Here is a 10875-nt window from a genome sequence, read left to right as displayed (position 1 = left end):
AGCCTGTTCGATCGCGTCGTCAACTGCATGATGAGTATGAACTCTCTTCGAACGCAATCTCTCTGGCACTCTTGAGCGCCCCGACTGCGAAATCGGCATACGGGCTTTCACAGCTATTGCGGTTTTAATGTCAAAGCACTGCGAATGCCCGAATGGCGACCCCTCTCTCGAAAATCTAGTAAAATACCAGTATAACCATGCCCAGTCGAAACTTAATGGGTACGCTACAAGTATCGGCCTAGCGCCATTTGCGACAAAATTTACCCACTCCGCCGCTTCGGTCATAACAGATTCTGGCATAGAGCCGGCCAACAACAAACGCCCGCGATCCAATCCGTTTACCGCAAGCGCCTCTTGCTCGAAATTCTCAGAAATCGGCCTCAATTCAGCGTAAAATTTCTTCGAATAGTCCTGAGGGCGCTGAAAGCGCCGACCATCGAATGAGCCCGCGTATACAAGTGCAAACGAAAGCATCGAATATGGTCCCGGAATGGGACCATCCGTCTCAACGTCCGCTGAAAAGTACGCGTCCACCCCTGATCTCATTTCATGGGGTCGGCTGAGAGAGATTTCATAGAAGTCACCCTTTTCGTCCTGCAGTTCGTCGACGAGATGGCTCATCGTCCAATCCCTTGTTCACAAATTTGCAGGCTTTCTGACCTCCCCGAGAGGATAGCCGAGTCGTGCATATAAAAAACCATAGAGCGCGACCTTCTTAGGCCGTAGCGCTCTCCGATGGTAGCATCACTGAAGCCAACTCCACAGATCGCACAATTGCTCTCCGCTCCTCAGCGCAGCGGCCAGACCCAGAGGATCAGCGGCACGGCCAGCAACACCACCAGCAAGGACAGCGGTGCGCCGAGGCGGGCATAATCGCCGAAGCGATAGCCGCCCGGCCCCATCACCAGCGTGTTGCACTGGTGGCCGATCGGCGTGAGGAAGTCGCAGGCGGCCCCGATCGCCACCGCCATCAGGAAGGCGTCGGGATTATAGCCCAGCGTCTGGGCGAAGCCGGCGCCGATCGGCGCCATCACCAGCACCGTCGCGGCATTGTTGAGGAAGGGCGTCACCGCCATGGCGGCGACGAGGATCAGGCCGAGCGCACCCCAGCCGGGCAGGCCGGCGCCGGCCTGCGCCAGCCAGCCGGCCAGCAGATCGCTCGTGCCGGTGGTACGCAGGCTGTCGCTGACCGGGATCAGGGCGGCGAGCATGACGAGGATCGGCGCCTCGACCGAAGCATAGGCCTCGCGCAGCGAGAGCGCCCGCGTCGCCAGCAGCAGCACCGCCGCGGCGAAGAAGGCGATGGCGACCGGCACCAGGCCGAGCGCCACGACCGCGACCGTTCCCGCGACGATCGAGCCGGTGATCAGGCGCCGGCGGGCGCTGCCGAGCGAAAGGCTGCGCGCCGCCAGCGGCAGCAGGCCCAATTCGCGCAGCCGCTCCGGCAGCAGCCTCTCGTCGCCCTGCAGCAGCACGACATCGCCGACCGCCAGCCGGATATCGCGCAGCCGCTCGGTGAAGCGCTCGCCGGCGCGGCTGATGCCGAGCAAATTGACCTGGAAGCGGGCATGGAGATCGAGTTCGGCAGCGGTCGCCCCGGCCAGGGCCGAGGCCTGCGTCACCACCGCCTCGCCGGTGCGGGCCGGATCGAGCGAGCCCTCGATCTCGGTCGGCCGGTTCTGCCCGACGAGCTCGAGCTTGCCCTCGGCGACGACCCGCTCCAGCGCCTTGGCCTCGCCGCGCAGCATTACGATATCGCCGGCCTTGAGCCCGGCATCCGGCAGCGGCGTGCGCCGGCGCTGACCGCCGCGCAGCAGCGCCACGACCTCGACCTCGCCATCGGCGGGCTTCCTGAGATCGGCGATCGTCCTGCCGGCGAGCGGCGCATTGTCCGGAATGCGGGCCTCGGTGACATAATCCTTGATGTCGAGGGCCTGATCGAGCGAGGCCGAGCCCTGCCGGTCGCGCGGCAGCAGCCGGTAGCCGAAGCTGAGGAACAGGCAGCCGGCCAGGGCGACGCCGATGCCGACCGGCGTGAAGTCGAACATGGCGAAGGGCTCGCCGCCGAGTTCCTGGCGCACCCGCGAGACGATGACATTGGGCGAGGTGCCGACCAAAGTGACGATGCCGCCGAGCAGCGAGGCGAAGGCCATCGGCATCAGGAAGACGGAAGGCGATTTCCCGTCCTTGCGCGCGATCTGATAGGCGATCGGCAGCATCATCGCGAGCGCGCCGATATTCTTGACGATCGCCGACATCACCGCGACGGAAAAGACCAGCACCATGATCTGCGTCTGCGTGCTGCGCAGCGCCGGCGCGACGCGGGCGAGCACGCTCTCGACCAGCCCCGAGCGCGCCACCGCGGCGCTGACGATCAGGGCGCTGGCGACGATGATGATGATGTCGTCGGAAAAGCCCTTGAACGCATCCTGCGGCTGAACGACGCCGAGCGCGATGCCCGCCAGCAGCGCCAGCAGGCCGACGACGTCATAGCGCAGCCGTCCCCAGAGGAACGCCGCCATCATCGCGGCGATCAGCAGGCAGGAGAAGATCTGGGGCAGTGTCATCGGCAGCCGATCTGAAGCGGGAAATCGGTCGCCACCCGGTCACAACCACCGTTTCCAGCGGAAGAACAGGTAGGGCAGGATCGCGGCGACGACCATCATACCGAGCGACAGCGGATAGCCGAACTCCCATTTCAGCTCCGGCATCTTCTCGAAATTCATGCCGTAGATAGAGGCGATCAGGGTCGGCGGCATCATCACCACAGCGACGACGGAGAACAGCTTGATGATCTTGTTCTGCTCGATGCTGACCAGGCCGAGCGTCGCATTGAGCATGAACTGCAGCTTGCTGGAAAGGAAGGTCGCATGTTCCTCGATCGCCTGCACGTCGCGGATCGCAGCGCGCCATTCCGGCGTGAAGCCGCTCGCCGCCTTCTTGGTGCGCTTGAAGTTGGCCGAGAGGTAGAGCAGCACACGCTCGACCGAGACCATGCTCTCGCGGACATTCGAGATGATGTGCTCGTACTGGCCGATCTTGCGCACCACCGCCTGGTAGACGCGGCCCTGCTCGACGCTGGCACTGTTGCCGTCGAAGATCTGGCGCGAGCGCAGGTCGATCCGGTCGCCGACGCCGCGCAGCACCTCGGCGGCGCGGTCGACGACGGCCTCGATCAGCCCCTCGATCACGCCGGCGGGCTCGAGCTCGCAGCCGCCGGGCTTGGTGACGCGATTCAGGAAGATGTTGAAGGCGCCGGGCTCGTCGTAGCGCACCGTCACCAGGGCCTTCTCGGTCAGGATGAAGGTGACGTCGGCAAGGCGGGGCACGTTCGTTTCCGACTGGCAGATGACGCGCAGGGTCATGTAGTGCGCGCCGTCCTCGGCGTAGATGGTCTCCGACGGCTCGAGATCATGCATCTCCTCCCGGGTCGGGATCGAGATGCCGAGATGCTGCTCGACCTTGGCGTCCTCCGGTGTCGTCGGGTTGAGCAGGTCGATCCAGATCGCCCCCGCGGGGATCGACTCGTCGGGCCCGATGGTCTGGTGGACGAGACGGTCGCCCCGCGTCGGACAGATTCCATGGATCAGGAGCATGGGCAGTCATCCCGGAAGCGCAGGCGCCGGAGCGCCGCTTTGGAGGGCACCAACTCCAAACCTCCGGCGGTGTCAAACCGATGACGGCAGGTTCACATCCCGCCCTTCACCCCCTGCGGCGGCCTGCTGTCGGCCGGCACGAAGAAATCCGGCATCAGCGGTACCGAAGGGTCGACGCGGTAGGGCGTGAAGTCGGTGACGCCCTCGCCGGCCATGAAGCTGTCGTCGATCAGGAAGTTGCCGGAGAAGCTGCGCGACGGTTTGTTGAAGACCATATGGGCCGCCTCGCCCAGCATCTCGGGCGTCCGGCTCGCCTGCACCATCTTGTCGCCGCCGAGCAGGTTCCTGACCGCGGCGGTCGCGACGGTGGTGCGCGGCCAGAGCGCGTTGACGGCGATGCCCTTCGGCGCGAGCTCGCCGGCGAGGCCGAGAACGCACAGGCTCATGCCGTATTTCGCCATGGTGTAGGCAAGATGCGGGGCGAACCAGCGCATGCTCATGTCGAGCGGCGGCGACAGCATCAGGATATGCGGGTTCTGCGCCTTCTCCAGATGCGGAATCGCGTATTTCGAGACCATGAAGGTGCCGCGCGTGTTGATCTGGTGCATCAGGTCGAAGCGCTTCATCTCGGTCATCTGCGTGTTGGTCAGCGAGATGGCGCTGGCATTGTTCACGAGGATGTCGATGCCGCCGAAGTGCTCGGCCGTCCTGGCGATCGCCTCCGCCACCGCCTGCTCCTCGCGGATGTCGACCATCAGCGGCAGGCATTTGCCGCCGGCGGCCTCGATCTCGGCGGCAGCGGTATGGATCGTGCCTTCGAGCTTGGGATGCGGCTCGGCCGTCTTGGCCGCGATGGTGACGTTGGCGCCATCGCGCGCGGCCCGCAGCGCGATGGCGAGGCCGATGCCGCGCGATCCGCCGGTGATGAACAGCGTCTTGCCCTTGAGCGACATGGTGGTTTCCTCCAGCCTTATGGTTGCAGCGTGAAGCGGGCCGGCTGCGTGCCGTCCGCATCGGTGAAGCCGTAGAGCCGCGCCAGATCGGCGACATGCAGCACCTCTCCGGCATGGCGGGCGACCTCCGGGTCGGCGGCCAGCGCCGCGACGGCGCGCCCGGCATAGAGCGGCGTCTCGGTGGTCTCCCCGGCCATGCCGGCGTCACGCACCCGCTCGGTCAGGACATGGCCCGGCGACAGGCCGAGGGCGGTGACGCCGAAAGGCTTCAGCTCCTGCGCCATGGCGAAGCTCAGCCGGTTCATCGTCGTCTTGGCGAGATCGTAGAAGACGTCGCCGAGATAGCCGCTGCCTGTGTCGAAGCTCACCGTGACGATCAGGCCCTGGCGCATCTGCGCCATGGCCGGGGCGACGGCGCGGGCGAGCAGCAATTGCGCATAGACGCCGCTCTCGAAGCTTTCGCCCAGCCTGGCGACCGGACGGCGCCAGAACGGCGCGCCGAAGGCCGAGCCGTCGGGATAGCGCTCGCCGTCATAGCCCTCATTGCCGCCCCAGACCGCGTCGACGACACAGTCGAGCCGGCCGAAGCGGCGCAGGGACCAGGAGACGAGCTGGTCGACCTCGCGCTCGGCGATGTGGTCGCAGCGATAGGGGTGGCCCTTGCCGCCGGCCGCCTCGACCTCGCGCGCCGCGTCCTCGAAGGTCTCGGAACGCTGGTCGGTGCGCGGCCCGGCCTCGCTGGAACGGCCGGTGCAGATCACCGTCGCCCCGGCCTGGCCGAGCGCCCTGGCGATGCCGCGCCCAAGCCCGCGCGAGGCCCCGGCGACCAGGCAGACCTTCTGAGCGAGGGGCCAGGAAGGCTCCGTCACGCCGCGAAGACCGCCGCCGAATCCTCGACCGCCCCGGCGCCCTCGGTTACCGCCAATTCGAGCCCCGGCGCCTCGGCGGCGTTGTGCTCGGCGAAGAAGCGGGCCGTGGCGAGCGCGGCGGCGCCGGCATCCTCGCCGCGCAGCGCCAGCGCCTTCTTCGCCAGCCCGGTGCCGCCCTGCGCCAGCGCGAAGAGCTTGAGATAGGGCGTCGCGCCGGCAAGCGCGCTCGCCTGGTCGACGCCCATCGTCGCCAGCATCCACCGCGTCGCGTGCTCGAGCGAATCGACCGCGGCGCCGAGCCTTGCCGCCGCCTGGCCGAAGCCCGGCGTATTGGCCTCGCGCACCGCGGCGACCACGCCGCGCATCTCGTCGATCAGCGCCTGGACCGCCTCGCCATTGGAGAGCGGCAGCTTGCGCAGGACGAGATCGATGGCCTGGATGCCGTTGGTGCCCTCGTAGATCGTGGCGATGCGGGCGTCGCGCAGATGCTGGGCGGCGCCGGTTTCCTCGACATAGCCCATGCCGCCATGGACCTGGATGCCGGTCGAGGCGACCTCGACGCCGATATCGGTGGCATAGGCCTTGGCGACCGGGGTGAGGATCGCGGCGCGCTCGGCGGCAGCCTTGCGCCTTGCCGGATCGGTCTCGCGATGCGAGCGGTCGAGCGCCGCCGCCAGCATCAGCGCGAGCGCGCGCGCGCCTTGCGTCTTGGCGCGCATCTCCATCAGCATGCGGCGAATGTCGGGATGGACGATGATCGGGCTCATCGGCGCGCCCTTCGGCGCGTCGAGCGCGATACCCTGCCGGCGCTCCTGGGCGAAGGCGAGCGCCTGCTGATAGGCGCGCTCGGCAATCGCCACGCCCTGAATCGCGACGTTGAGCCGGGCATTGTTCATCATCGTGAACATGCAGGCCAACCCACGGTTCTCCTCGCCGATCAGCCAGCCTATGGCGCCGCCCTTGTCGCCATAGGCCATCGAGCAGGTCGGCGAGGCGTGGATGCCGAGCTTGTGCTCGATGCCGGAGCAGCGGACATCGTTGCGCTCGCCGAGCGAGCCATCGCCATTGACCAGGTATTTCGGCACGAGGAAGAGCGAGATGCCGCGCGTGCCGGGAGGCGCATCGGGCAGGCGGGCCAGCACGAGATGGACGATGTTCTCCGTCATCTCATGCTCGCCATAGGTGATGAAGATCTTCTGGCCGGTGATCTTGTAGGTGCCGTCGCCGGCGCGCTCGGCCTTGGCCCGCAGGGCATTGAGGTCGGAGCCGGCCTGCGGCTCGGTCAGGTTCATCGTGCCCATCCACTCGCCGGAGACGAGCTTGGCGAGATAGGTTTCCTTGAGATGATCCGAGCCATGGGCATGCACGGCCTCGATCGCGCCGACGGTCAGCAGCGGGCCGAGCGCGAAGGCGAAGGCGGCGGAATTCCACATCTCGGTGCAGGCCGACTGCACCAGATTGGGCAGGCCCTGGCCGCCATAGGCCTCCGGCCCCGGCAGGGCGTTCCAGCCGCCTTGCGCCCAGGCGTGATAGGCCTCCTTCCAGCCCGGCGGGGTGGTGACGACGCCGTCCTTCAGGGTCGAGCCATGCTGATCGCCGATGCGGTTGAGCGGGCTGAGGACATCGCCGGCGAATTTCGCCGCCTCCTCCAGCACCGCCTCGGTGACGCCGTCCTCGAGCTCGGGCGCGAGGCCATCGGCCAGGAGGGCGTCGAGCCCTGCGACATGGCGCATGGTGGCCAGGATATCCTCGACCGGGGCGCGATACGACATGGTCTTCTCCTCGACGCCCTGCGAATCCCGGCGGGCACTTTTTGCTGCATTGCGTTTGACGGCGATGTTAGCGGCGAACTATGCCCTCCGCCAACGCGCAAGCCGGCGCGGCTTCACGCATGCCGCCCCGGCATTGTTATGGTTCATATATAAACTTTCAAGAGCAGCCGTGCCCGAAACCCGCCAGACGCAGCGCCTGCAACCCGACGAGACCGGCATCGCCGAAGCGGCGCGGCTGCTCCGGGCCGGACGCCTGGTGGCGCTGCCGACCGAGACGGTCTACGGCCTCGCCGCCGACGCGACCGACGGCAAGGCCGTCGCCTCGATCTACGCCGCCAAGGAGCGCCCGAGCTTCAACCCGCTGATCGCGCATCTGCCGGACACGGCCTCAGCCCGTCGCGAGGGCGTTTTCGACGCGCCGGCGCTGGCGCTCGCCAAGGCGTTCTGGCCGGGGCCGCTGACGCTGATCGTCCCGGTCTCCGGCGCCTGCACGGTCAGCGACCTCGCCCGCGCCGGGCTCGGCACCGTGGCGCTCAGGGTGCCGTCGCACCCGGTCGCGCACGCCGTTCTCGCCGCCGCCGGCCGGCCGATCGCCGCCCCTTCCGCCAACCGCTCGGGGCGGGTCAGCCCAACCCTTGCCGAGCATGTCCTCGTCGATCTCGACGGCCGCATCGACGCCGTGCTCGATGCCGGCGCCACCGCGATCGGCGTCGAATCGAGCATCGTCGCCTGCCTTGGCGGCGCGCCGAAGCTGCTGCGGCCGGGCGGCGTGCCGCGCGCGGCGCTGGAAGCGGCGATCGGGCGCGAACTCGTCAGCGCCGATGCGGCAAGCGGCGCGGCGCCGATCGCGCCGGGGCTGCTCGCCTCGCATTACGCGCCGGAAGCGGCGGTCAGGCTGGGCGCGAAAGCGCCGCTGCCGGGCGAGGCCTGGCTCGGCTTCGGGCCGGAACCCGCGGGCCACGCCTTGCCACCGCTCTCGTTCAATCTCAGCCTGGGCGGCGATCTCAACGAGGCGGCGGCCAATCTGTTCGCGGCCCTGCGCCGGCTGGACGAAGCGGGGGCGACGGTGATCGCGGTCGCGCCGGTGCCGATGCAGGGACTGGGCGAAGCGATCAACAACCGCCTCGGCCGCGCCGCCGCGCCACGCTGAGATGCGGCCGCGCTGAGAGCGCCTCCCGCATCCTCGCGCAGCGCAGCTTGCAATCGCGCAAGATTTCACGATGCTGCGGGAACCGTTCCGGGAGCCCGCCCATTTCGATGTCGAAGCTAGCCTGGGACGATTTCCGCCTGATCAAGGCGGTCGCCGATGCCGGTGGGCTGACCGGGGCGGCCGCCGCGCTCAACGTCAACCATTCGACGGTGTTCCGCCGGCTCGGCCAGATCGAGGAGCAGATCGGCCACCCGCTCTTCGAGCGCCGCAAGACCGGCTATGTCCCGACCTCGGCCGGCGAGGAGATGGCAGCGCTCGCCTCGCGCATCGAGGAGGACGTCACCGCCTTCGGACGGCGCCTGGCCGGGCGTGATCTCGCACCCTCCGGCGAAGTCCGCGTGACGACGACGGACACGCTCTATCTGCATATGCTGCTGCCGATCTTCGCGGAGTTCCGCGCGGCCCACCCGCTGATCCGGCTCGACATCGTCATCGCCAGCCAGACCCTCAACCTCTCGCGGCGCGACGCGGATGTCGCGATCCGCGCCAGCGATTCTCCCGGCGAAACCCTGATCGGGCGCCGGCTGGCCGATCTGAACTGGGCCGTCTATGCCCGCGCCGACGCGCCCGTCACGCCCGAGGAGCAGGCCGATCCGGCCAAGCTCTTCCAGCGCATCTGGGTGACGCTGGGCGACCATCTCGGCTATGTGAAGGCCGCGCGCTATGTCCGCGACCATGTCGAGCCGGAGCGGATCGCGTTGCGCTCCTCCGCCGTGCTCGGGCTGACCGAAGCGGTCGAGCAGGGCATCGGCATCGGCCCCCTGCCCTGCTTCATCGCCGATCAGCGCCCGGGGCTGGTGCGCCTGCTGCCGCCGCGCTCGGAATTCACGACCGGCCTGTGGATCCTGACCCATCCCGACATCCGCCATGCGCCGCGGGTGCGGGCCTTCATGGATTTCTGCGGCAGCGAGTTGGCGAAGCGGAAGGCGCTGATCGAGGGGACGGTGTGACGAAGGTTTCGTCATGCTCGGCCTTGAGCCGAGCATCTCTTGCAAGGGATTCTCGGGTCTGCGTTGCGCTTCGCCCGAGAATGACGCCCCTGCCTCTCACCCGACTTCCACCACCACCCGCCCCCTGACCTTGCCGTCGACGATCGCGCGGCCGGTCTCGACGACGTCATCGAGCGGGATCGTGGTCGTCATCACCGCGAGCTTGTCGCGGTCAAGGTCGCTGGCGAGGCGGGCCCACGCCTCGAGCCGGCGCGGCTTCGGGCACATCACCGAATCGACGCCGAGCAGAGCGACGCCGCGCAGGATGAAGGGCGCGACCGAGGCGGGCAGGTCCATGCCCTGCGCCAGGCCGCAGGCGGCGACGGCGCCGCCATATTTCGTCATCGACAGCACGTTCGCCAGCGTATGCGAGCCGACCGCGTCGACGCCGGCGGCCCAGCGCTCCTTGCCGAGCGGGCGGCCCGGCGCCGAGAGTTCGTTGCGATCGATGATCTCGGCAGCGCCCAGGTCCTTGAGATAGTCCGCCTCCTCGGCCCGGCCGGTCGAGGCGATGACGTGCCAGCCGGCCTTGGCGAGCAGCGCGATCGCGACAGAGCCGACCCCGCCTGCCGCGCCGGTGACGACGACCGGGCCGTCGGCCGGCTTCAGGCCATGCCTCTCCAGCGCCAGCACGCAGAGCATGGCGGTGTAGCCGGCGGTGCCGATCGCCATCGCCTCGGCCGGGTTCATGCCCGCCGGCAGCGGCACCAGCCAGTCGCCCTTGACCCGGCTCTTCTGGGCGTAGGCGCCGAGATGCGTCTCGCCCGTGCCCCAGCCATTGAGGATGACGAGGTCGCCCGGCCTGAAGGCGGGGTTGTCCGAGGCTTCGACGCGGCCGGCGAAGTCGATGCCGGGGATCATCGGCCAGCGCCGCACCACCGGGGCCTTGCCGGTCAAAGCGAGCCCGTCCTTGTAGTTGACGGTCGAATGGGTGACGCGGACCGTGACGTCGCCTTCCATCAGGTCGGCCTCGGCGAAATCGCCGAAGGCGAGGCTGGTGCCGGTTTCGCCCTTGCTGGCGATCAGGGCCTTGAAGGTGGTCATCGGTGCACTCCGGAAATCTCTACCTCAGCCCTCATCCTGAGGAGCGGACGAATGTCCGCGTCTCGAAGGATGCTTCCAGTGAGCGCTGGAAGCATCCTTCGAGACGCCGCTCACGCGGCTCCTCAGGATGAGGGCTGAGGATGAGATCCGGCGAGCAAGGCAGTTGACCTTGCCCGGCCGCCGCCCGCAAGCGGCAAGCCGGTGCGAATTTGGTCAGGCGGGCTGCGCCGCCGGGCGCAACACCGGCTTTTCGACGATCGGCAGGTTGATCAGTGCCGAGGCGACGCCGAGCGCCACCGAAAGCCACCAGACGATGTCATAGGAGCCGAAGCGCTCATAGAGGATGCCGCCGAGCAGCACGCCGAGGAAGCCGCCGACCTGATGCGAGAAGAAGGCGAAGCCGTAGAGCATCGCCATGTATTTCGTGCCGAACATCAGCATC

General features: G+C 68.0%; 9 protein-coding genes and 1 pseudogene. 2 read left to right on the top strand and 8 right to left on the bottom strand.

Going from position 1 to position 10875, the window contains the following annotated elements; genetic code table 11:
- The 6 genes from V6M56_RS12145 to V6M56_RS12120 all read right to left on the bottom strand — a co-directional run.
- The coding region (locus tag V6M56_RS12145) for an exonuclease (RefSeq protein WP_332684022.1) at positions 1 to 621 on the bottom strand (621 nt) is incomplete at its 3' end.
- A gap of 167 nt (positions 622 to 788) precedes the next feature.
- Positions 789 to 2567 (bottom strand): SLC13 family permease, encoded by a 1779-nt coding sequence (locus V6M56_RS12140; protein ID WP_332684021.1) that lies wholly within the window; start codon positions 2565 to 2567, stop codon positions 789 to 791.
- A gap of 39 nt (positions 2568 to 2606) precedes the next feature.
- Positions 2607 to 3596 carry a magnesium transporter CorA family protein gene (locus tag V6M56_RS12135; RefSeq protein WP_332684020.1) on the bottom strand — a complete coding sequence of 330 codons (990 nt, stop codon included), beginning with the start codon at positions 3594 to 3596 and terminating at the stop codon, positions 2607 to 2609.
- Positions 3597 to 3688: 92 nt separating this feature from the next.
- A complete protein-coding gene (locus tag V6M56_RS12130) occupies positions 3689 to 4549 on the bottom strand; it encodes an SDR family oxidoreductase (RefSeq protein ID WP_332684018.1) in 861 nt (286 codons plus the stop codon).
- A 17-nt stretch (positions 4550 to 4566) separates the two neighbouring features.
- The gene (locus V6M56_RS12125; RefSeq protein ID WP_332684015.1) at positions 4567 to 5418 is read right to left on the bottom strand and encodes an SDR family NAD(P)-dependent oxidoreductase; all 852 of its coding nucleotides are present in this window, start codon (positions 5416 to 5418) and stop codon (positions 4567 to 4569) included.
- Complete coding sequence (locus V6M56_RS12120) at positions 5415 to 7190, bottom strand: acyl-CoA dehydrogenase (RefSeq protein WP_332684014.1); 1776 nt, start codon at positions 7188 to 7190, stop codon at positions 5415 to 5417. The genes V6M56_RS12125 and V6M56_RS12120 overlap by 4 nt, the downstream gene beginning before the upstream one ends.
- A gap of 169 nt (positions 7191 to 7359) precedes the next feature.
- Here V6M56_RS12120 and V6M56_RS12115 point away from each other — a divergent pair, with 169 nt between their 5' ends.
- A complete protein-coding gene (locus tag V6M56_RS12115) occupies positions 7360 to 8340 on the top strand; it encodes an L-threonylcarbamoyladenylate synthase (protein WP_332684013.1) in 981 nt (326 codons plus the stop codon).
- A gap of 107 nt (positions 8341 to 8447) precedes the next feature.
- On the top strand, positions 8448 to 9350 hold the full coding sequence (locus tag V6M56_RS12110; RefSeq protein WP_332684011.1) for a LysR family transcriptional regulator: 903 nt from the start codon (positions 8448 to 8450) through the stop codon (positions 9348 to 9350).
- Positions 9351 to 9446: 96 nt separating this feature from the next.
- On the opposite strand, the gene acuI is transcribed toward V6M56_RS12110, so the two are convergent.
- Together acuI and V6M56_RS12100 are read right to left on the bottom strand one after the other, a co-directional pair.
- Positions 9447 to 10433, bottom strand: a complete 987-nt coding sequence (gene acuI / locus V6M56_RS12105) for an acrylyl-CoA reductase (NADPH) (RefSeq protein WP_332684009.1) — start codon at positions 10431 to 10433, stop codon at positions 9447 to 9449.
- A 213-nt stretch (positions 10434 to 10646) separates the two neighbouring features.
- Positions 10647 to 10875, bottom strand: a pseudogene (locus tag V6M56_RS12100) (MFS transporter); the annotation flags it as partial.

The organism is Allobosea sp. (assembly GCF_036675845.1).
Taxonomy (GTDB): Bacteria; Pseudomonadota; Alphaproteobacteria; order Rhizobiales; family Beijerinckiaceae; genus Allobosea.
Note: the sequence above shows the minus strand (reverse complement) of the source record. Positions and strands in the feature narration are given on the sequence as shown.

What these genes read in the sequence shown, in the direction of transcription:
- acuI (WP_332684009.1), bottom strand. Translation starts at nt 10,433, where the DNA reads ATGACCACCTTCAAGGCCCTGATCGCCAGCAAGGGCGAAACCGGCACC.
- V6M56_RS12130 (WP_332684018.1), bottom strand. Translation starts at nt 4,549, where the DNA reads ATGTCGCTCAAGGGCAAGACGCTGTTCATCACCGGCGGATCGCGCGGC.
- V6M56_RS12135 (WP_332684020.1), bottom strand. Translation starts at nt 3,596, where the DNA reads ATGCTCCTGATCCATGGAATCTGTCCGACGCGGGGCGACCGTCTCGTC.
- V6M56_RS12140 (WP_332684021.1), bottom strand. Translation starts at nt 2,567, where the DNA reads ATGACACTGCCCCAGATCTTCTCCTGCCTGCTGATCGCCGCGATGATG.
- V6M56_RS12110 (WP_332684011.1), top strand. Translation starts at nt 8,448, where the DNA reads ATGTCGAAGCTAGCCTGGGACGATTTCCGCCTGATCAAGGCGGTCGCC.
- V6M56_RS12120 (WP_332684014.1), bottom strand. Translation starts at nt 7,190, where the DNA reads ATGTCGTATCGCGCCCCGGTCGAGGATATCCTGGCCACCATGCGCCAT.